Below are 21,090 nucleotides of genomic sequence, written 5' to 3'. Positions count from 1 at the left end.
GTCTCATCCCTCACGTCTCCGCTCCCGCCTTCGCCACGTGCCTGTCGTCGGAGTCCTGTTCGTGCCGGAGGGCCGTCCCGCCGCCCGTGCCGTCGCCCGGCCCGTCGCCCGTGCTGTCGCCCGGCGAGGGACCGGTCCGCCCGCGTCCGGGCCGGAGACGAAACCGGAGCCTGCGCCCGGGGAGGCTGTGCCCGGGGCGGCGTCCGCGCCGGTACGCGCCCGCGGCGAGGGCCGCGAGGATCAGCAGCGCGCCGCCCGCCAGAGGGGCCGGGGAAAGGTACGTCGCGGAGGCCGACGCCTCACCGTGCGCGCCGCCCGCGGCCGTCGCCCGCAGCCGGACGGTGACGGAGTCGAGGGCGGGGGCGTCCGGCCAGGGCTCGGTGAGCTTCACCCGCTGTCCTGGCTTCAGCTCCCTCGGCAGCGTGCGGGCCTCACGGCGCAGCAATGCGCCGAACACCCCGTCTGCGCTGACCGACAGACGAGGCGTCAGGGCCGCGTTGCCACGGTTGACCAGCGTGTAGCGGATGGTCCGCCCGGACACCGCGACGTCCTCCACGCTGAGCGCCGCCAACGTCGGTCCGCTGACCCGCAGATGGACCCGGACGTCCATCGCACGGCCCCCGCCCTCCGCCAGGATCGCCCCGGGATGGTCGCCGGGCACCGTGTCCGGCGGCACGGTCACGGTGAACGGCACGTCGGCGCGGGTCCGGGCGGGCACGGTCACCTTCCTTGAGGCGAAACGCAGCCACGCCCCGGCACCCTTCCCCGCTTCCCGTGCGGCGGGCTCCCCGGCCCGCCCCCGGTCCGCGTCGGCTCCCCGCAGTCGTACGGTCAGCGGGGTCCGGCCGGGATTGGTCACCGTGAGCCGGTCCTGGAGGACCGTTCCGGGTGCGCCCTCCAGGTAGAAGTAGGGCCGCCCGCTGTCGCCCGTACGGGTGACCCCGGACGCCGGCCGCGCCTCCCAGCCGGACGGCGCGGAGGAACGCGGAGCGCCGTCGGCCGCCGTCGCCGGGGCCACGGGGAGGGCGCACAGCAGTACGGTGAGCGCCGCTCGGGCGGCGTACGAGGTCAACGACGGCATGGACGACTCCCGCTCCCTTGGCGCTTGTGGCGCTCCCCGACTCCGTGCGTGCCCTGACTCCACGGCGTGCGCTCCGGGTCCGTGCGTGCTCCCTGACTCCACGCGTGCACTCCGGCTCCACGGCGTGCGCTCCGGCTTCCGCCCGTACCCTCGGATGCCCGTACCCTCGGATGCCCGTACCGCTCGGCCGTCCGTACCGCGCGCCTGAGCCCGTACCGCGCGCTCAGCCCGCGGCGCGCCGGCCCCTCCGGGTCAGCCACAGCACCCCGGCCGCCCCGGTCAGCAGCACGGTGCCGCCGAGCGTGCCGAGTGCGACGGCCGAGTCGAGCGGACCGGTCTTGGGCAGCTCACCGCCGCCCGCCGAGGAGGTCGACGCGTTCCCGCCCGAGTCCCCCGAACCGCCCGAGTCCCCTGAACCGCCCGACCCGCCCGCGCCCTGGACATCGAGCTCCAGCGACGGTCCGGGACTGTTCTTGGGCGTACAGGTGGTGGTCGTACCGAGTGCCTTGATGGTGAGCACCCCGGCGGTGAAGGTGACCTTGCCGCTCTTCTTCGGTGTGTACGTACCCGACAAGTCACTGATCCTGATCGGGGTGTTGGCCGGGATCGCCTCCGCGTTCGCCGGACCCGTGACCTGGACCTGCCCCTTCTCGGCGCCACCGAGCACGATGACCGCGCTCGGCTTCATGGCGCCCTTGCCGAGTTCGACCGGGCTGGAGGAGACCCCCTTCTGGAAGGACATGGTGAGCTGGTACCCGCCGCCGCTCTTGACGCCCTTGATGTCGATGGGCGACACCGCCCCCTTGGGCCCGATGGGCGTCTGGCACTGGTAGTTGACGTCCACGACCTCGGCGTGCGCGGCGGGGGCGGCCATCAGCACCACCGAGCCCGCCAGCGCAGACGCCAGCGCGAGAGCTGTCCGCTTCTGGTTCGACACCTCGTGTTCCCCTCATGCCGGACGTCGCCACGCGCCACGGTCTCTACCGGCGCACGTTACTGACGACACATCAGATTGGGCGCTCAAGGTACGCCCGGGGCCTTGTGGAGGGAAGACAAAGAGCGCGCCGATCCGGCGCGCTCCTGGGTGCCCATGGATATGGACGGGTGGGACGGGTGTACGGGTACGGGACGGGAGTGGAGGGGGCGCGGCGCCACCGGGGCATTTCACCCCGGCGCGTTCGAACCAGCGCGTCCGGCGGGTCCGAACCGGTGGATCCGGCGGGTCCGAACCGGCGGGTCCGGTCGTCCGCGGCAGACGCGGTACGGCTACCCGGGGGCGGCCAGCTCCGCCCAGACGATCTTGCCCGGCTCGTCGGGCGTACGCTGCACGCCCCAGTCCAGGCAGAGCCGCTGCACGATAAACATGCCGTGTCCGCCGGGCCGGCCCGCCCGGTGCGGGGTGCGCGGCGCGGGCTGTCCGGCGCCGCGGTCGACGACCTCCACCCGCAGCACCTTGGCCATGCGGCCGATACGGAGCTCCTCGGGGCCCTCCGCGTGCAGGCAGGCGTTGGTGACCAGCTCGGAGACGACCAGCAGGACATCCTCGGCGGCGGCACGCCGGTCGGCACCGACCGCCGGGAGCCAGCCCCAGTCATGGAGCGCCTGCCGGGCGAAGTCGCGGGCCATCGGCACGATGCCACTGGCCTGCCCCAGTGCGAGCGTGCGCCACTGCCGCTCCGCCGGGACGGACGAGGCAGCGCCCTCGTCGTCCGGCTCGCGGCCGAGGTCGCCCGGCGGATGCTGCCGGGTGGTGCTCATCAGCGCTTCACCTCACCGATTCACCATGTCGCCATGTCGCCATCGAACAGAAACTGATCAGATACTGAGTGTGCGGGCCATCCATGACGCCGCCGGGGTGTCTCCTGCCCGGCCGAATCGTGACAACACCCACTTCATCCACGCGATCGCGTGACACGGGCGACACTCAAGGCTCCCGGGGCCGCGGATCGGGGCGCGGGTCAGGTGTCCAGGGCCTCCGCGAGAGTGGCGTGGACGGTGAAAACCGCCTCGGCCCCGGTGATCTCGAAGACTCTCGCCACGACGGGCAGCATGCCTGCCAAATGGACCCCTCCCCCGGCCGCCTCCGCCTTGAGGCGGGCACCGAGCAGCACATTGAGCCCGGTGGAATCACAGAATTCGAGGCGCGAGCAGTCGACCACCAGGCGCGCACGCCCCTGCTCGACCGCGCTCTCCAAGGGTTCGCGCAGCAGATCGGCGGTGTGGTGATCGAGCTCACCCACCGGCGTCACAATCTCGCTGCGCCCCTCGGTCCGGGCCTCGACCTGAAGCCGACCCCGGTTCGCACTGCCGACCGTCCCGCGGTCCATGCCCGTCCCTCTTCGCCGCTCGTCACTGTGCGCGTCACTGCCTGTGCGGCTGTATGCGTAGCTGCCGCCGACGTCCGTAAAACAGTACGCGTTCCGTACGCCACGCGGTAGTCGAAGAACTCAACAAACCGGACATATGGCAGTAATTGGCGCTTGTAAGTGCCTGCACGAACCGGGTAAGGGTAGAGGGACACCGAAAACACGGCCGGCTTTGGAGGCGCCGCTTCACCGCAGGAACACGTATGGGCATCGGCAGCCATATGCCGAGAACGATGGAGGAGAAGCATGTCACCCCGGCTCGACGATCCGCGTACCCACAACGCGCCGTCGACATGTCCTCAGGGACCGACCGATTCCGACTCCCCTGCCGCGGCCGCCATTCCCGGCCCGCGCACCAGCACCACCCTCAGCACCACCCCAGGCACCACCCGCACCGCGGACACCACGGCGGACACCGCCACGGACCGCGCCGCGAACCCCGCCGCCGCAGACATCGGCGGCGAGGGGCTCGAAGGACTTCCCGAGATCCCGCCCTACGCGGAAGTCGGGGCACTGGACGCCAGGGCGCTGTCGAAGACGCTCTTCGAACGGCTCGAATCCCTCGAAGAGGGCACCCACGAGTACGCCTACGTCCGCAACACCCTGGTCGAACTCAACCTGGCCCTGGTCAAGTTCGCCGCCTCCCGGTTCCGCTCCCGCAGCGAACCGATGGAGGACATCGTCCAGGTCGGCACCATCGGCCTGATCAAGGCGATCGACCGGTTCGAACTGAGCCGCGGCGTCGAGTTCCCGACGTTCGCGATGCCGACCATCGTCGGCGAGATCAAGCGCTTCTTCCGGGACACCAGTTGGTCCGTCCGCGTACCGCGCCGGCTCCAGGAACTGCGGCTCGACCTGGCCAAGGCGGGCGACGAGCTGGCCCAGCGGCTGGACCGCTCACCCACCGTGTCCGAGCTGGCCGAGTGCCTCGGCATCACCACCGACGAGGTCGTCGAGGGCATGGCCGCGAGCAACGCGTACACCGCGAGTTCGCTGGACGCCAAGCCCGAGGAGGACGAGCACGAGGGCGCCCTCGCGGACCGCATCGGCTACGAGGACCACGGGCTCGAAGGCATCGAGTACGTCGAGTCCCTGAAGCCGCTCATCGCCGCGCTGCACCCGAGGGACCGCATGATCCTCTCGCTCCGGTTCGTCTCCAATCTGACCCAGTCGGAGATCGGCGACGAGCTGGGCATCTCACAGATGCATGTGTCCAGGCTGCTCTCCCGGACCCTGGCCGGACTCCGGAAGGGCCTGACCCTGGAGGAGTGACCGGCCCGCCCCGGCGCCGGAAGTCACCGGAGATCACTGGATCACTTGCGGAAGGACCTGCCCCAGCGATGGGCGCGGGTCCTTCCGCGTGTACGGCCCCCGGCACGGTCAGAGGACTCGTTCGCCGCGCTGCCACACGGCGCTGACCAGCGGGACTCCCGGCCGGTAGGCGAGGTGGACATGACTGGGCGCGTCGAGGAGCACGAGGTCGGCGCGGGCGCCGGGCGCGATACGGCCGACGTCCGTACGGCGCAGCGCGGCGGCGCCGCCCGCGGTGGCGGACCAGACCGCCTCGTCGGGGGTCATGCCCATGTCCCGTACGGCGAGCGCGACGCAGAACGGCATCGAGGACGTGAACGAGGAGCCCGGATTGCAGTCCGTGGAGAGCGCGACGGTCGCGCCCGCGTCGAGGATGCGACGGGCGTCGGGCCAGTTCGCGCGGGTGGAGAACTCGGCGCCCGGGAGCAGCGTGGCGACCGTGCCGCCCTGGCCGAGGGCGTCGACGTCGGCGTCGGTGAGATGGGTGCAGTGGTCGGCGGAGGCGGCGTCGAGTTCGACGGCGAGCTGGACCCCGGGGCCGTACGTCAGCTGATTGGCGTGGACGCGGGGGTGGAGGCCCCTGGCCTTGCCCGCCGTGAGGATCGCGCGGGCCTGGTCGCCGTCGAAGGCACCCTTCTCGCAGAAGACATCGATCCAACGGGCGTGCGGGGCGCAGGCGTTCAGCATCGGACCGGTGACGAGGTCGACGTAGCCCGCCGGGTCGTCGGCGTAGTCGGCGGGCACGACATGGGCGCCGAGGTAGGTCACCTCGTCGGTGTGGCGGGCGGCGATGCGCAGGGCCCGTGCCTCGTCCTCGACGGTGAGGCCGTAGCCGGACTTGGTCTCGAACGTGGTGGTGCCCTGGCGCAGGGCCTCGGCGAGGTAGCGGGCGACGTTGGCGGAGAGCTCGTCGTCGGAGGCCGCGCGGGTGGCGGCGACCGTGGTCCGGATGCCGCCCGCGGAGTAGGGGCGGCCGGACATCCGGGCGTTGAACTCCTGGGTGCGGTCGCCCGCGAAGAGGAGGTGGGAGTGGGAGTCGACGAAGCCGGGGATCACGGCCCGGCCGGCCGCGTCGACGGCGTTGTCAGTGGCGGGTGCTTTGCTTGATTCACCGGTCCAGACGACGCGGTCGCCCTCGATGACGACGGCCGCGTCCTGGATCAGGCCCAGGGGGGTCCCGTTTCCGAGGGAGGGGTCGTTGGTGACCAGGCTGGCGATTTTGGTGATGGCGGTCGTCGTCATCTGGAGACTGTTCTCCTTGGGTTCGGGCAGGTCGGACAGGTCGCACGGTCGGAGCGCCCCGGCCGGCGGCCCGGAGCGTTCCCTCCGCGGCCCGGACCGTTCCGCCGGTGGCACGGACCGTTCCGGTGTCAGCTGTGCAGGGCGGCGATGGCTGCGGCGAGTGCTCCGGGGACATCCTCGATCCGTGCGTGCAGACCGTCCCGGACGATGTGCCGTCCGCCCACGACCGTGTGCCGCACATCGGCTGCGGAGGCGGCGAATACGGCCGCTTCGGCTCCCAGCCGGGGCACCGGCCCCGCTGTTCTGACGGAGTCCAGGGCCACGGTGGTGAGGTCGGCGGGCGCACCCGGTTCCAGGGTGCCCGCGTCGGGGCGGCCGAGTGCGGCGTGCCCGTCCGCGGAGGCGGCGCGCAGCAGGGCGGCGGCCGTCCAGTGGCCTCGGCGGTGGGTGCGCAGACGCTCGTTGAGCTCCATCGCGCGGGCCTCTTCGAAGAGGTCGATGACGGCGTGGCTGTCGCTGCCGAGCGAGAGCGGCGAGCCCGCCCGCTGAAGGGCGGCGGCGGGGCCGATGCCGTCGGCGAGGTCGCGTTCGGTGGTGGGGCACATGCAGGTGCCGGTGGCGGAGGAGCCGATCAGTTCGATGTCCTCCGCGGTGAGGTGCGTGTTGTGGATGCCGGTGGTGCGCGGGCCGAGGACGCCGTGGTCGGCGAGGAGCCGGGTGGGGGTGCGGCCGTGCGCGGTGCGGCAGGCCTCGTTCTCCGCGGTCTGCTCGGAGAGGTGGACATGGAGCGGTGCCCGACGTTCCTCGGCCCATTGCGCGACGGTGGCCAGTTGCGCGGCCGGGACGGCCCGTACGGAATGGATGGCGGCGCCGATCAGCGTGTGGTCGTCACCCTTGAGGAGGGAGGCGCGCTCGGCCCAGGCGTCGGCCGTGCGGTCGGAGAAGCGGAGCTGGTGCCGGTTGGGCTTCTCGCCGAATCCGGCGGCGAGATAGGCGGTGTCCAGCAAGGTGATGCGGATGCCCGCTTCGGCGGCCGCGGCGATGAGCGCCTCGCCCATCGCGTTCGGGTTGTCGTAGGGCGTGCCGCCGGGCGCGTGATGCAGATAGTGGAATTCACCGACGGAGGTGATGCCGGCCAGGGCCATTTCGGCGTACGTGGCGCGGGCGAGGTCGAAATAGGTGTCGGGGGTGAGCCGGGAGGCCGCCTGGTACATCAGCTCGCGCCAGGTCCAGAAGGTGCCGGAGCCCACCTGGACGGTGGAGCGCAGGGCCCGGTGGAAGGCGTGCGAGTGGGTGTTGGCCAGCCCGGGGAGGGTCAGGCCGTGCAGGGCCGTGGCGCCGGGCGGCGGTGTCCCGACGCCGGTGCGGACCCCTGCGATGCGGTCACCGGCGACGTCCAGGGTGACGCCCGGCTCGACATGGGTGCCGAGCCAGGCGTGGGACATCCAATACGTGGCGGTGACGGGCCTGCCGGTGGGCTCCGTTGTCAGCTGCACGCGAGTCCTTCCAGTACGTCGGCGAGGGCGATCACCCCGGTCACACAGTCGTCCTCGGCGGCGTGCTCGGCCGGCGAGTGCGAGATTCCGGTGGGGTTCCGTACGAACAGCATGGCGGTAGGCACCGAAGCGGACAAAATACCCGCGTCATGGCCCGCGCCGGTGCCGAGGACGGGCACGGCGCGCCCCGTGTCGCCGGTGTCGCGCCCCGCGCCCCGGCCGCCTTCGAGGATCCTGGCGAGCTCGTCGCGCAGGGCGTGCTCGAACTCCACCACGGGGGTGAAGGACTCCCGTACGACATCCAGATCGATCCCGGCCCGTTCGGCGTGCTCCCGGGCGGCGCGCTCGATCCCGGTGATGACGGCGTCGAGTGTGGCCTGGTCGGCGGCGCGGGAGTCGAGCCAGCCGCGTACGAGGGAGGGGATGGCGTTGACCCCGTTCGGCTCGACCGCGATCTTGCCGAAGGTGGCGAGGGCGCCGGTCAGTTCGGCCTCGCGGCGGGCGGCGAGCACCGTTTCGGCGTACGTGAGCATGGGGTCGCGCCGGTCGGCGAGGCGCGTGGTGCCCGCGTGGTTGGCCTCCCCCCGGAAGTCGAACCGCCAGCGGCCGTGGGGCCAAATGGCGGAGGCGATCCCGACCGGGTCACCGCTGAGGTCGAGGGCGCGGCCCTGCTCCACGTGGAGTTCGACGAACGCGCCGATCCTGGCGAGGCGTTCCGGATCGGGGCCGATGGCCTCGGGGTCGTATCCGGCGGCCTCCATGGCCGCGGGGAGGCTGATCCCGTCACCGTCGCGCAGCCGGTGGGCGTCCCTCACGGTCAGCTGCCCGGCGGCGAGCCGGGAGCCGACACAGGCGAGACCGAAGCGGGCGCCCTCCTCGTCACCGAAGTTGGTGATGGCCAACGGCCGGGTGATCTCCACTCCCCTGCGGCGGAGTTCATCGAGCGCGGCGAAGGAGGACACCACACCGAGGGGCCCGTCGAAGGCGCCGCCGTCCGGTACGGAGTCGAGGTGCGATCCGGTGACCACGGCGTCGCCGGCCAGGGGGTCGCCGAGCCAGGCCCACTGGTTGCCGTTCCGGTCGACCTCATGGGTGAGCCCGCGCGACTCGGCCTGCTCCCGGAACCAGGCCCGGCAGTCGGCGTCGGCCCCGGACCAGGCGTACCGCCGGTATCCACCGCTGTCGGCGTGCCGCCCGAGCGGCGCGAGCTCGCGCCACATGGAGAGGAAGGACGATGCCGCGACCGCGGGGGACGGGGCGGACCGCGCATCCCCGGGAGCGGGCGCGGGGGCCCCGGGAGCGGGCTCGGGGGTTTCGCGGGTGGGCTCGGGGGCTCCGGGAGTGGGTGCCGTCCGCCCGCCGCTGTCCGTCGACGTCACTGCTCGCCCTCCGCCATCGGCACGCGTACGCCCTTGTCGGAGGCGACGGACTCCGCGATGTCGTATCCGGCGTCGACATGCCGGATGACGCCCATGCCCGGGTCGTTCGTCAGGACCCGGCGGATCTTCTCGCCCGCGAGCTTCGTCCCGTCGGCGACGGTGACCTGTCCCGCGTGGATGGAGCGCCCCATGCCCACGCCGCCCCCGTGGTGGAGGGAGACCCAGGACGCGCCGGAGGCCACGTTGACCATGGCGTTCAGCAGCGGCCAGTCGGCAATGGCGTCGGATCCGTCGAGCATGGCCTCGGTCTCGCGGTACGGCGAGGCGACCGAGCCGCAGTCGAGGTGGTCGCGGCCGATGGCCAGCGGCGCCGCGAGTTCACCGCTCGCCACCATGTCGTTGAAGCGCTCCCCCGCCTTGTCCCGCTCGCCGTAGCCGAGCCAGCAGATCCGGGCGGGCAGTCCCTGGAAGTGGACCCGCTCGCCCGCCATCCTGATCCAGCGGTGCAGGGACTCGTTCTCCGGGAAGAGCTCCAGGATCGCCTTGTCGGTCTTGTGGATGTCGGACGCCTCGCCCGACAGCGCCGCCCAGCGGAACGGCCCCCTGCCTTCGCAGAAGAGCGGCCGGATGTACGCGGGGACGAAGCCCGGAAAGTCGAAGGCCCGTGCGTATCCGGCGAGTTGGGCCTCGCCCCGGATGGAGTTGCCGTAGTCGAAGACCTCCGCCCCGGCGTCCATGAAGCCGACCATCGCCTCGACGTGCGCGGCCATCGACTCCCGCGCCCGCACGGTGAAGTCGGCGGGCTTCTCGGCGGCGTACGAGGCCATGTCGTCGAAGTCGACACCGAGCGGCAGATAGGCCAGCGGGTCGTGCGCGCTGGTCTGGTCGGTGACGATGTCGACCGGGGCACCCTCGGCGAGCATGCGGGGCAGCAGCTCCGCCGCGTTGCCGAGCAGCCCGATGGAGAGCGGGCGCCGGGCGTCGCGCGCCTCGACGGCGAGCTGGAGGGCGTGCTCCAGGCTGTCGGCCTTCACATCGAGGAAGCGGTGCTCGATCCGGCGCTCGATGGCGCGCGGGTCGCAGTCGATACAGATCGCGACGCCGTCGTTCATCGTGACGGCGAGCGGCTGGGCGCCGCCCATGCCGCCGAGCCCGGCCGTCAGCGTGATCGTCCCGGCGAGCGTCCCGCCGAACTTCTTCGCGGCGACGGCGGCGAACGTCTCGTACGTGCCCTGGAGGATGCCCTGGGTGCCGATGTAGATCCAGGACCCGGCGGTCATCTGGCCGTACATGGTGAGTCCGAGCGCCTCCAGGCGGCGGAACTCCTCCCAGTTCGCCCAGTCCCCCACCAGGTTGGAGTTGGCGATCAGGACACGCGGGGCCCATTCATGGGTCTGCATGACGCCGACCGGCCGCCCTGACTGGACGAGCATCGTCTCGTCCTGCTTGAGCGTCCGCAGCGTACGGACCATGGCGTCGAACGAGCGCCAGTCGCGGGCCGCCTTCCCCGTACCGCCGTAGACGACGAGCTTGTCGGGGTGCTCGGCGACCTCGGGGTCGAGGTTGTTCTGCAGCATGCGCAGGGCGGCTTCCTGCTGCCATCCCAGGGCGGTCAGTGCGGTACCGCGCGGCGCCCGTACGGGGCGGGGTCCTGACATGGCAATGCCTCCTCGCGACTGTGAATCCTGTATTCACATCCTGGAGGTCTGAATACTTGTAGTCAACAGGTGCGTGGCGCGCCGGGGCCGGGCAGACCTCTGCCATCACCCACCGGGGAGGCTCCTGTGACCGCTCCAGGCACACCCGCGCCACCGACCGCACCCGGCCCGCCGGAGAACACGGCCCTGAAGCGGGCCATCGGGCCCAGGCTGCTGATCCTCTTCGTGATCGGCGACATCCTGGGCACCGGCATCTACGCCACCACCGGCAAGGTGGCCGGCAAGGTCGGGGGCGCGCTCTGGCTGCCGTTCCTGATCGGCTTCGCCGTCGCGATCCTGACGGCGGCCTCGTACGTCGAACTCGTGGGCAAGTATCCGAAGGCGGCCGGGGCCGCGCTCTACACGCAGAAGGCGTTCAAGGTCCCGTTCCTGACCTTCGTCGTCGCCTTCATGGTGATGTGCTCGGGCCTGTCGTCCGCGAGCGCCGCGGCCCGCGCCTTCGGCGGTGACTACCTCGGCGAGTTCACCTCCGCCCTGCCGCCCACCCTGGTCGCGATCCTGTTCCTCCTGGTCCTGGCCGCGCTCAATCTGCGCGGCGTGGCCGAGTCCGTGAAGGCGAACGTCGTCCTGACGGTGGTCGAGGTGACCGGCCTGCTCGTGATCCTCTCGATCGGCGCGTACGCGGTCCTGAACGGCGACGGCGAGCCCGCCCGGCTGACCGAGTTCGAGGCGAGCGGTACGGGATACGCCCTGGTCACCGGGGTGCTCGGCGCCACCGCCCTCGGCTTCTTCGCCTTCGTCGGCTTCGAGGACTCGGTGAACATGGCCGAGGAGACCCAGGACCCGGTCCGCACCTTCCCCCGGGCCATCTTCATCGGCGTGGCCGTGACGGGCACCGTCTATGTCCTGGTCGCCCTGGTCTCCTCGCTGCTGGTCGACCACCGGACCCTGGAGAGGTCGAGCGGACCGCTGCTCGAAGTGGTGAAGGCGGGCGGCGTCGACTTCCCGCCCGGGCTGTTCGCGCTGATCGCCCTGTTCGCCGTGACCAACTCCGCGCTGATCAACATCATGATGGCCTCACGGCTCTGCTACGGCATGGCGAACGAACGCGTCCTGCCGCGTGCCCTGGGCCGTGTCCTGCCCGGCCGGCGCACCCCCTGGGTGGGCATCGTCCTCGTCTCGCTGCTCGCCGTGGGGCTGGTCTCCACCGGTGAGATCGAAGGGCTCGGCGACACCACCTCGTTCCTGCTGCTCTGTGTCTTCGCCGTCGTCAACATCGCCGTACTCGTACTGCGCAAGGACCGCGTGGAGCACCGGCACTTCCGTACGCCGACGGCGCTGCCCGTGCTCGGCGCGGTCACGGCCCTGATCCTGGCGAGCCCGCTCGCCGACCGGGACGCGGACGTCTACGTCCGGGCCGGGGTGCTGCTGCTGATCGGCATCGGCCTGTGGGTGGTCAACAAGGTGGTGATGGCCACCCGTGAGGGGAGCGCCCAGGACCTTCCTGACGACCGGCACGCGTAGCGGTGCCCGGAGCCCCATACACGCCGCGGCGCATGTACCACCGGGAAATGCCAAACCTCCACCTGCCGCGAGCACGTTGCGTAGCCTCGGGGTCACAGCCGAACGCCGTGTCGGGAGGGGAGTGCGCGTGCCCGGAATCGACGAGTGCCTGCTCGAAGTCATGAGGCTGCCCGGTGCCCGCGGCGCCTCGGTGGTCGACTGGACGAGCGGTCTCGCCCTAGGCACCATCGGGGACTCGCCCAACGGCGACCATGAGGCCACCGCGGCCGAGACCGCCGAGGTGGCGAGGATGGCGGCCGAGCAGCCGGTCTTCGCCCTCCTCCCGCCGCCGGACGAGCACGGGCGGCCCACGACCGGACATGAGCGTCCCGCGAAACGGCCGGGCGCACCGGACGGGCCAGGCATACCGAACCAGTCAGGCATACCGGACCCGGCGACGCGCCCGCCGAGCACGCCGAGCACGCCGGTCGAGGACGTCATCGTCACCACCCGCACCGGCTACCACATCCTCCGGTTCGTCGAAACGGCCTTCGACAGCAGCGTCTTCCTGCACCTCTGGCTGGACCGCGCCCAGGGCAATCTCGCGCTCGCCCGGATCCGGCTCGGTGAGACGGCCGAGCGGCTGGTCCTGGGATGAACGCCCGGCCACCCGACCCCGGCATCACGGCCTTACCCGACTCCGGCACCACGGCCCTACCCGACTCCGGCACCACGGCCCTACCCGGCCCCGGCGAGGAGTCCCCCCGGCACCCCGTGCTCTCCCCGATGCTCCAGCGCCTCGCCGCCGAACGCGCCACCGGCGCCCTGATGCGGGACCGAGGCACGCTCTACCTCGCGGACGGCCGGGTGGTGCACGCCGAGAGCCCCGCCACCCCCGGCATCGACGTACTGCTCACCACGGGCGGGGCGCTGCGGCCCGAGGGCTGGTGGGACGCGGTCGCGCAGGCGGGGGCCGGGCGGCGGGTCGGGCGCTATCTGGTGGAGAGCGGCCATGTGCCGGGCGGCGCACTGGAGTTGTGCCATCTGGGCGCGCTGTACGACGCGGCGTTCTTCGCCCTCGGGCCGACCGGTACCCCGGCCAGATTCCGTTACGGGGTGTCGCACTGGATCGGCCCCGTACGCCCCGTGGCGGTGGCGGCCGTACACCGCGAGACGCTCCGGCGCCGGGAGCTGCTGGACCGGATCTGGCCCGACGCGGTGACCGACAGCGCCCCGCTCGCCAGGACGGCACACCCCGTCGACACCCCGCTGCCGGACCGCCGGCGCCGGACCCTGGACCTGGTCGACGGCGTGCGTACGGCCCCGGACATCGCGCGGGAGCTGGGCCGTTCGACGTTCCACCTCCTGGTCGACCTGCGGCGGCTCGCGGCGGCCGGACTCGTCGAGGCGGCCCGGCCCGCCGCGAGCGGGGCCGGGGCGACCGCGGACCGGTTCGCGCTGCCCGAGGTCACGGCCGATCCCGATGTCGCCCTGCTGCGCCGGCTCAGAGACGCACTGGAGGCCCTGTGATACGCGCGCTCAGACAGCGTGCCGGGAGGAGACAGCTGATGGTGCCCGAGGCCGAAGCGCGCGATGTCCTCGACGAGCTCCAGCGGTTACGGGCCCGGGTGCCGCTCCTGACCGGCGCACTGGCGGCCAGCACCGACGGCCTGGTCCTGGCCCATGACACCCCCGGCGTGGAGGCGGAAGGGGTGGCCGCACTGACCGCCGCCGCACTCGGCGTCGCGATCCGGATGACCGACGCGACCTCCCGGGGCGGCTTCCGCGAACTCCTGGTCCGCGGCGAGAACGGGTACATCGCCACCTACGCGGCGGGCCCCTCCGCCGTACTCACCCTGCTGGCCGCGGACCGCGTCAACGTCGGACGGCTCCATCTGGAGGGCCGCCGGGCGGGAGCCCGCATCGGCGAACTCGTCGAAGCCGCCCTGTCCCGGGAGAGCCCCGACCGCGCCGCCCGCACCGCGCCCCCGAAGGCGCGCACCCCGCAACCGCGTACCGAACACCCCCGCGGGCTGCCGCGGCGCCCCATGTAGCGGCCCCGCCGCAGCCACCGGACAGAGACCCACCACACACAGAGGCACCGGTCATCCCGACCGGTCAGGGAAAGGGAACACGTACTCATGGCCAACACCGAAGCGGCACTCAAGGAAGCGATGACGTCCATCGAGGGAGCCCTCGGCGTCGCCCTCGTCGACTACACCAGCGGCATGGCTCTGGGCACCCTCGGCGGCAGCAAGGACTTCAACCTGGAGGTCGCGGCGGCGGGCAACACCGATGTCGTCCGCTCCAAGCTCCGCACCATGGATCACCTGGGCATCAAGGACAAGATCGAGGACATCCTGATCACCCTGGGCACGCAGTACCACCTGATCCGGCTGCTCGGGGCCCACGGCAACAACGGTCTCTTCCTCTATCTGGTACTGGACTCCGGCCGCGCCAATCTGGCGATGGCCCGCCACCAGCTGAAGCGGATCGAGACGGACCTGGAGGTCTGAGCCCGGCGCCGGGCCGCCCGGCCTCAGCGGCGACGCCGCGCCCCGCCCGGCGCGGCGTCCCCCGCCACCGGCCCCGTCGTCCGGTACGCCTTCACGCGCTTGCCGGTGGGCCGCCCGCGCTCCACCCAGTCGGTGCGCACCCAGTACAGGACGTCGTCCCGGCGCTCGCGCTGCCCGATCCGTACGGCCTTGGCCCAGAGCCCCGCGCCCGCGCCGGCGAGCAGCAGCCCACCCGCCCCGGGCAGGACGAGCCCCGCCGCGAGTGCCGCCACGAACGCGCCGGCCAGCCACCACCGGTGCGCCCGACGCCACTCGCGTACGGTCACGGCGCGGTCCTGGAGGAAGTCGGTGCGCCCCGCCCGGGTGGCCCCCCGGGCCAGTTCCGCGTACCGCCCGCCGCGCACCAGGGCGACCACCGCCATGGTGACCAGGAACAGCGCGGCCCCGGCCAGCAGGCCGATGCGCCGCCCGGTGAGTCCCGGCAGCAGCGCGCCCACCGCGGCGGCCAACAGGCCGGGCCACCACATCGGTGCGGCCCCGGCCCGCACGATCACGGCCACCCGTGCCAACGACTGCGCTCCGCGCCCCATGTCCGTACCCCTCTTCCGCGCCTGCCCGTGTGCTTCTCGGCGCGGAGATTAATCGGCGCAGATGAGCGGCGTCTGAGAAAGCGCGGAAGACCCGAGCGGCCCGGCGGCACCCACGGCCCCGCCGCTCCCCGGCCGCTATTCCACGAACAGCCCGCGCGCCGCCGCACGCGCGTCGAACGCCTCCAGCCGCGCCTGTGCCTCCGGCAGCCCGTCGCACATCGCCTCCAACAGCACCCGCCCCAGCAGCATCGGCGCGCACACGGTGTCGAAGGCGAGCCCGGACCCGACCGCCGCCGGGATCAGCAGATCGCTGTGTCCGGCCACCGGGGCGAACGCCGAGTCCGCGACGGTCACCACGGTCAGCCCCACGCCCTGGGCGTACGCGAGCGCGTCCACGACCTCCTTCGGGTGGCGCGGCAGCGCGAAGCACATCAGCGCGGAGGCCCCCGCCCGGCGAGCGGCGTCGATCCGGTCGTACAGCATGGTGCCGCCCTCGTCGAGCACCCGGACGTCGGGGTGCACCTTGGCGGCGAAGTACCCGAAGCCCCGGGCCTGCGAGGACGCGGCCCGCAGCCCGAGCACCGGCAACGGGCAGGACCCGGCCAGCAGTCGGCCCGCCCGCTCCACCGGCCCGGGGTCGGCGAGCAGTTCGGACAGCTGCCGCAGATTCTCGATCTCGGCCCGGACGGCCTGCTGGTACTCGTTGTACGTGTCCTCGGCGGCGGGCCCGCCCGTGTCGGCGGGCGCGACCTCACGAAGGTGCCGGCGCAGTGCCGGGTAGCCGTCGAACCCGAGCGCGACCGCGAACCGGGTGACGGAGGGCTGGCTGACCCCGGCCAGCTCGGCCAGCTCGACGCTGGAGAGGAAGGGGGCGTCGGCGGCCCGGCGCACCATGCAGTGCGCGATGCGCCGCTGGGTGGGCGTGAGCCGGTGCCCCTCGAAGAGCCGCTGCAACCGCGCAGCGGGGCTGCTCCCGCTCATGGTGTCCCCTCCGAAATCCGTCACCGACGCGTCTATTCAGCCAGCCGACGGCCTGCATGTCCATATACAGTCCGCCGGGCGGAACGCCCAACAGGGGGGTTAGCCCCACTGCGCGGGCCCCCTTCGGCTTCGTACGGTGAGGAGCATGGAAGCCCGTGACCACGAGCTCAAGAAGGAGCTCGACGCCACCCTCCAGGCCCGCGGTGAACTGGGGGCGGAGTACGAGTCCGCGCTCATCGACTCGTTCCTGGAGAAGGTCGAGCAGCGCCTCGACACCACACTCGACCGTCGCGTCCGGCGCCACCTCGCCGAACAGCGGGTGACCGTCGCCCGGGGCTCCCGTACGCCCCAGCCGCTGGGGAGTTTCGGGGAGCGCTTCGGCTTCGGGGTGATCTCGCTGGTCCTGGCCATCCCGCTCTCCGCGATCGGCGTCGCCAACGCGGGCCTCAAGGGGCTCGTCGTGGCCTGGCTCGGGATCGTCGGCGTGAACGCGTTGCAGGCGGCACGGGGCGGGTGGCGCTTGCGGCGGCGCGACCGCTCCGGGGCCGACGACTGGGAGGACTGACACCGCCGCGGGTCCGACGGGGACACCGGGGTATGTCGCGGGGACCGCCGCACCCCCGGTCGCCCGGGGGGCGGGACGACGGCGGTCCCCGCGAGGGACGCGGTCCGGGTCAGGGCCGGGTTCGCGCGTCCTGGCGACGGTGGAGGTCCGGGAGCCGCTCCGTAGTCCAGGTCGCCGTAGGTGGGGCCGGCGGGTTTCCCCGCCGACACCCACCAATGTGCCAAAGCCGTGTTAAGCGGGTGCTGCGCGGACGTGACACGCTCGTACCGTTTTCGCGAAGCCCCGGCCCACCGTGTGACGCCTCCCCCGTGCCAACGCCCACGGCCCGCCCGCGGCTCCCCGACCGCAGCCCTTCCTCACGGCTTCGCGACCACGACCGCGTCCTCGGCCGCGTCTACGGCTTAGCGACCGCGTCCTTCGCCAGGAACGCCAGCAGGTCCTGCCGGCTCACGACGCCCTTCGGCTTCCCCTCGACCAGCACGATCGCCGCGTCCGCGCCGTCCGCACCGCTGAGCGCGGCCATCAGGTCCTCGACCGGCTCGCCCGAGCCGACCTGCGGCAGCGGGGACGACATGTGCTTCTCCAGCGGGTCGGTGAGCGAGGCGCGCTGGGTGAACAGGGCGTCCAGCAGCTGCCGTTCCACGACGGAGCCGATGACCTCGGCGGCCATCACGTCCGGGTGACCGGCGCCCGGCTTCACGATCGGCATCTGGGAGACGCCGTACTCGCGCAGCACCTCGATCGCCTCGCCGACCGTCTCCTCCGGGTGCATGTGGACGAGGGTCGGCAGCGGGCCGTCCTTGTGGTCCAGGACGTCGCTGACGCGGGCGGAGGTGCCCGTGTCGTCCAGGAAGCCGTAGTCGGCCATCCACTCGTCGTTGAAGATCTTGCTCAGGTAGCCGCGGCCACTGTCGGGCAGCAGCACCACCACGACGTCGTCCGGGCCCAGCCGCCGTGCGACCTCCAGCGCCGCCACGACCGCCATCCCGCAGGAGCCGCCGACCAGCAGGCCCTCCTCCTTGGCGAGGCGGCGGGTCATCTGGAAGGAGTCCTTGTCGGACACCGCGACAATCTCGTCGGTGACGGTGCGGTCGTACGCCGTCGGCCAGAAGTCCTCGCCGACGCCCTCGACCAGATACGGACGTCCGGAACCGCCGGAGTAGACCGAGCCCTCCGGGTCCGCGCCGACGACCTTCACCGCGCCGCCGCTGATCTCCTTGAGATAGCGCCCGGTGCCGCTGATCGTGCCGCCCGTGCCGACGCCCGCGACGAAGTGGGTGATCTTCCCCTCCGTCTGCTCCCACAGCTCCGGACCGGTGGTCTCGTAGTGCGAGCGCGGGTTGTTGGGGTTGGAGTACTGGTCGGGCTTCCAGGCCCCCGGCGTCTCGCGGACCAGGCGGTCGGAGACGTTGTAGTACGAGTCCGGGTGATCGGGGTCAACGGCCGTGGGGCAGACGACGACCTCCGCCCCGTACGCGCGCAGCACGTTGATCTTGTCCGTGGACACCTTGTCCGGGCAGACGAAGATGCACTTGTACCCCTTCTGCTGGGCGACGATGGCGAGGCCGACACCCGTGTTGCCGCTGGTCGGCTCGACGATGGTGCCGCCGGGCAGCAGCTGCCCGCTCTCCTCGGCCGCCTCGATCATGCGCAGCGCGATGCGGTCCTTCACCGACCCGCCGGGGTTGAAGTACTCGACCTTCGCCAGGACCGTCGCCTGGATGTCCGTCGTGACATTGCGCAGCCTCACCAGCGGGGTGTTGCCGACAAGACTGATCATCGAATCGTGGAATTGCACCGTGTACTCCGGGATCTCCGAGATGGTCCGGCCCAGGGTATGCGTACGGGGGCGAGATTGGGCGAAGCGATTGGAGGCCGCCCTCCACGGGGCAGGTAGGTACGTGTACGGCGGGACTGCGAGGAGGAGGTGGACCGGACTGTGTCAAGAGCGAGGGTGGCACGGCGGATCGCGGCGGGCGCGGCCTACGGCGGCGGCAGCATCGGGCTGATCGGAGCGGCGACCGTGGGCGTGGTGCTGGCCGAGGTGCAGCTCGCCAAGCGCCAGGTCGGCGGCGGTACGGCACCGGTTCCACCGAGCGCGGACGGGCGGTACGGGGTGGCGTTCGCCGGACCCGCGGACCCGTTGCGGCTCGCGCTGCTCGGGGATTCGACGGCGGCCGGGCAGGGGGTGCGCCGGGCCGGGCAGACCCCTGGGGCGCTGCTCGCCTCGGGTCTCGCGGCGGTGGCCGAGCGGCCGGTGGATCTGCGGAACGTGGCACTGCCGGGGGCCAGGTCCGACGATCTGGAGCGGCAGGTCTCGCTGCTGCTGGCCGACCCGGCCCGTCCGCCGGACGTCTGCGTGATCATGATCGGGGCGAACGACGTCACCCACCGGATGCCGGCCACCCAGTCGGTGCGCTGTCTGACCACCGCCGTGCGCAGGCTGCGCACGGCGGGTGCGGAGGTGGTGGTCGGGACCTGCCCGGACCTGGGCACGATCGAACCGGTCTACCAGCCGCTGCGCTGGCTGGCCCGGCGGGTGAGCAGACAGCTGGCCGCCGCGCAGACCATCGGTTCGGTGGAGCAGGGCGGGCGGACGGTGTCCCTGGGGGACCTGCTGGGCCCGGAGTTCGAGGCGAACCCCCGGGAGCTGTTCGGCCCGGACAACTACCACCCCTCGGCGGAGGGGTACGCGACCGCGGCGATGGCGGTCCTGCCCACCCTGTGCGCGGTGCTGGGGCTGTGGCCGGAGACCGATCACCTGGACGGGTCGCGGCGCGAGGACATGCTTCCGGTGGCCAAGGCGGCCTCCCAGGCGGCCAGGGAGGCCGGTACGGAGGTCACGGGCGCCCGAGCCCCCTGGGCGCTCCTCAAGCACCGCAGGCGGCGGCGTCTGCCCGCGCCCACGGAGCCGGCCCCGCACCCTCCGCATCCCCCGCACCCGCACCCGGACGCCGCACACCGGCGCACATGACCGGCGGCGGAGCACCCGGCCGGGCCGGGCCCGGTGCACGCCGGGCCCGATCGACCTGAGCGGGCGCTTAGAAAAGAGTCCCGCATCACATGGCCTGCCGGGTGACCCCGGCGATACGTCCGGGTAACTTCCAAGACAGTTCCGCCAGTCCAGCCAGCCTTCCAGCCCTCATGGAGCCGCGTGATGCCCGAAGCCGTGATCGTCTCTGCTGCCCGTTCGCCGATCGGCCGGGCCTTCAAGGGGTCCCTGAAGGACCTGCGCGCGGACGACCTGACCGCCACGATCATCCAGACCGCGCTGGCCAAGGTCCCCGAGCTGGACCCGAAGGACATCGACGACCTGATGCTGGGCTGCGGCCTGCCCGGCGGCGAGCAGGGCAACAACCTGGGCCGGATCATCGCCGTCCAGATGGGGATGGACCACCTTCCCGGCTGCACGGTCACCCGCTACTGCTCGTCCTCGCTCCAGACCAGCCGGATGGCGCTGCACGCCATCAAGGCGGGCGAGGGCGACGTCTTCATCTCGGCGGGCGTCGAGATGGTGTCCCGCTTCGTGAAGGGCAACTCCGACAACTGGCCGGACACGCACAACCCGATCTTCGCCGAGGCCGAGGCCCGCACGGCCGCCCGCGCCGAGGAGTCCGGTGCGACCTGGCAGGACCCGCGCGAGGAGGGCCTGGTCCCGGACGCGTACATCGCGATGGGGCAGACCGCGGAGAACCTGGCGCGGCTCAAGGGCATCACGCGCCAGGACATGGACGAGTTCGGCGTACGGTCGCAGAACCTCGCCGAGGAAGCCCTGAAGAACGGCTTCTGGGAGCGGGAGATCACCCCGGTGACCACCCCCGACGGCACCGTCGTCGCCAAGGACGACGGCCCGCGCGCGGGCGTCACGATGGAGGGCGTGCAGGGCCTCAAGCCGGTCTTCCGCCCCGACGGCCTGGTCACCGCGGCCAACTGCTGCCCGCTGAACGACGGCGCCGCCGCCCTCGTGATCATGTCCGACACCAAGGCGCGGGAGCTGGGCCTGACCCCGCTGGCCCGGATCGTGTCGACCGGCGTCTCCGGCCTCTCCCCCGAGATCATGGGCTACGGCCCGGTCGAGGCCAGCAAGCAGGCGCTGAAGCGGGCCGGGCTGACCATCGACGACATCGACCTGGCGGAGATCAACGAGGCCTTCGCCGCCCAGGTCATCCCGTCCTACCGCGACCTGGGCCTGCCACTGGACAAGGTCAACGTCAACGGCGGAGCCATCGCCGTCGGCCACCCCTTCGGCATGACCGGCGCCCGGATCACCGGCACGCTCATCAACAGCCTCCAGTTCCACGACAAGCAGTTCGGCCTGGAGACGATGTGCGTGGGCGGCGGCCAGGGCATGGCGATGGTGATCGAGCGGCTGAGCTGAGGCGCAGCGGAGGGTAGGGGTCGT

At 72.2% G+C, this 21,090-nt stretch carries 20 protein-coding genes; 9 read left to right on the top strand and 11 right to left on the bottom strand.

All coding sequences use genetic code 11. The annotated features are described in order from the left end of the window. Nucleotides 1-10: 10 nt before the first annotated feature. The 4 genes from ABT170_RS17050 to ABT170_RS17035 all read right to left on the bottom strand — a co-directional run bounded on the left by ABT170_RS17050 (nt 11) and on the right by ABT170_RS17035 (nt 3,408). On the bottom strand, nt 11-1,081 hold the full coding sequence (locus ABT170_RS17050) for a COG1470 family protein (protein WP_329943706.1): 1,071 nt from the start codon (nt 1,079-1,081) through the stop codon (nt 11-13). Nucleotides 1,082-1,304: 223 nt separating this feature from the next. Continuing rightward, a complete protein-coding gene (locus ABT170_RS17045) occupies nt 1,305-2,018 on the bottom strand; it encodes a peptidase (RefSeq protein WP_329943707.1) in 714 nt (237 codons plus the stop codon). Between the two features lie 329 nt (nt 2,019-2,347). Further along, complete coding sequence (locus ABT170_RS17040) at nt 2,348-2,839, bottom strand: ATP-binding protein (protein WP_329943708.1); 492 nt, start codon at nt 2,837-2,839, stop codon at nt 2,348-2,350. A 200-nt stretch (nt 2,840-3,039) separates the two neighbouring features. After that, nucleotides 3,040-3,408 (bottom strand): STAS domain-containing protein, encoded by a 369-nt coding sequence (locus ABT170_RS17035; protein ID WP_266931650.1) that lies wholly within the window; start codon nt 3,406-3,408, stop codon nt 3,040-3,042. A 285-nt stretch (nt 3,409-3,693) separates the two neighbouring features. Between ABT170_RS17035 and ABT170_RS17030 the strand changes: the two genes are divergently transcribed. Further along, the gene (locus tag ABT170_RS17030) at nt 3,694-4,719 is read left to right on the top strand and encodes an RNA polymerase sigma factor SigF (RefSeq protein ID WP_351868121.1); all 1,026 of its coding nucleotides are present in this window, start codon (nt 3,694-3,696) and stop codon (nt 4,717-4,719) included. A gap of 108 nt (nt 4,720-4,827) precedes the next feature. Here ABT170_RS17030 and hutI read toward each other — a convergent pair whose 3' ends face one another. The 4 genes from hutI to hutU form a co-directional block, all read right to left on the bottom strand. After that, complete coding sequence (gene hutI, locus ABT170_RS17025) at nt 4,828-6,000, bottom strand: imidazolonepropionase (RefSeq protein ID WP_351868118.1); 1,173 nt, start codon at nt 5,998-6,000, stop codon at nt 4,828-4,830. A 128-nt stretch (nt 6,001-6,128) separates the two neighbouring features. Continuing rightward, the gene (locus tag ABT170_RS17020) at nt 6,129-7,496 is read right to left on the bottom strand and encodes a formimidoylglutamate deiminase (RefSeq protein ID WP_329943711.1); all 1,368 of its coding nucleotides are present in this window, start codon (nt 7,494-7,496) and stop codon (nt 6,129-6,131) included. Beyond that, nucleotides 7,487-8,716 (bottom strand): allantoate amidohydrolase, encoded by a 1,230-nt coding sequence (locus tag ABT170_RS17015; protein WP_329943925.1) that lies wholly within the window; start codon nt 8,714-8,716, stop codon nt 7,487-7,489. Before ABT170_RS17015 ends, ABT170_RS17020 begins: the two co-directional genes overlap by 10 nt. A gap of 155 nt (nt 8,717-8,871) precedes the next feature. After that, a complete protein-coding gene (hutU, locus tag ABT170_RS17010; RefSeq protein WP_329943712.1) occupies nt 8,872-10,533 on the bottom strand; it encodes a urocanate hydratase in 1,662 nt (553 codons plus the stop codon). A 126-nt stretch (nt 10,534-10,659) separates the two neighbouring features. Between hutU and ABT170_RS17005 the strand changes: the two genes are divergently transcribed. The 5 genes from ABT170_RS17005 (at nt 10,660) to ABT170_RS16985 (ending at nt 14,552) form a co-directional block, all read left to right on the top strand. Continuing rightward, nucleotides 10,660-12,057: an APC family permease gene (locus ABT170_RS17005; RefSeq protein ID WP_351868115.1), complete on the top strand. Its 1,398-nt coding sequence runs from the start codon at nt 10,660-10,662 to the stop codon at nt 12,055-12,057. 127 nt (nt 12,058-12,184) lie between these two features. Further along, a complete protein-coding gene (locus tag ABT170_RS17000) occupies nt 12,185-12,694 on the top strand; it encodes a hypothetical protein (protein ID WP_351868112.1) in 510 nt (169 codons plus the stop codon). Nucleotides 12,695-12,822: 128 nt separating this feature from the next. Further along, complete coding sequence (locus tag ABT170_RS16995; protein WP_351868188.1) at nt 12,823-13,566, top strand: transcriptional regulator; 744 nt, start codon at nt 12,823-12,825, stop codon at nt 13,564-13,566. A 38-nt stretch (nt 13,567-13,604) separates the two neighbouring features. Next, entirely contained in the window at nt 13,605-14,090 is a 486-nt protein-coding gene (locus tag ABT170_RS16990; RefSeq protein ID WP_329943715.1) for a roadblock/LC7 domain-containing protein, read from the top strand. An 87-nt stretch (nt 14,091-14,177) separates the two neighbouring features. Beyond that, nucleotides 14,178-14,552 (top strand): hypothetical protein, encoded by a 375-nt coding sequence (locus ABT170_RS16985; RefSeq protein ID WP_329943716.1) that lies wholly within the window; start codon nt 14,178-14,180, stop codon nt 14,550-14,552. Nucleotides 14,553-14,575: 23 nt separating this feature from the next. On the opposite strand, the gene ABT170_RS16980 is transcribed toward ABT170_RS16985, so the two are convergent. Next, the gene (locus tag ABT170_RS16980; RefSeq protein ID WP_351868108.1) at nt 14,576-15,142 is read right to left on the bottom strand and encodes a hypothetical protein; all 567 of its coding nucleotides are present in this window, start codon (nt 15,140-15,142) and stop codon (nt 14,576-14,578) included. Nucleotides 15,143-15,277: 135 nt separating this feature from the next. Then, entirely contained in the window at nt 15,278-16,123 is an 846-nt protein-coding gene (locus tag ABT170_RS16975) for a MurR/RpiR family transcriptional regulator (protein ID WP_329943718.1), read from the bottom strand. A gap of 145 nt (nt 16,124-16,268) precedes the next feature. Here ABT170_RS16975 and ABT170_RS16970 point away from each other — a divergent pair, with 145 nt between their 5' ends. Then, nucleotides 16,269-16,688, top strand: coding sequence for a hypothetical protein (locus ABT170_RS16970; protein ID WP_351868105.1), 420 nt, complete (start codon nt 16,269-16,271; stop codon nt 16,686-16,688). Between the two features lie 394 nt (nt 16,689-17,082). Here ABT170_RS16970 and ABT170_RS16965 read toward each other — a convergent pair whose 3' ends face one another. Beyond that, entirely contained in the window at nt 17,083-18,486 is a 1,404-nt protein-coding gene (locus tag ABT170_RS16965) for a cystathionine beta-synthase (protein WP_329943720.1), read from the bottom strand. Between the two features lie 156 nt (nt 18,487-18,642). On the opposite strand from ABT170_RS16965, the gene ABT170_RS16960 reads away from it, so the two are divergent. Both ABT170_RS16960 and ABT170_RS16955 read left to right on the top strand, forming a co-directional pair. Continuing rightward, nucleotides 18,643-19,662 (top strand): SGNH/GDSL hydrolase family protein, encoded by a 1,020-nt coding sequence (locus ABT170_RS16960; protein ID WP_329943927.1) that lies wholly within the window; start codon nt 18,643-18,645, stop codon nt 19,660-19,662. Between the two features lie 183 nt (nt 19,663-19,845). Continuing rightward, on the top strand, nt 19,846-21,066 hold the full coding sequence (locus ABT170_RS16955; protein ID WP_329943721.1) for an acetyl-CoA C-acetyltransferase: 1,221 nt from the start codon (nt 19,846-19,848) through the stop codon (nt 21,064-21,066). Nucleotides 21,067-21,090 lie beyond the last annotated feature (24 nt).

It is taken from the genome of Streptomyces sp. NPDC001787 (genome assembly GCF_040297465.1).
In the GTDB taxonomy this organism is placed as follows: Bacteria; Actinomycetota; Actinomycetes; order Streptomycetales; family Streptomycetaceae; genus Streptomyces.
The sequence above is the reverse complement of the archived record's forward strand: the minus strand, read 5'-3'. Positions and strand labels throughout refer to the sequence as shown.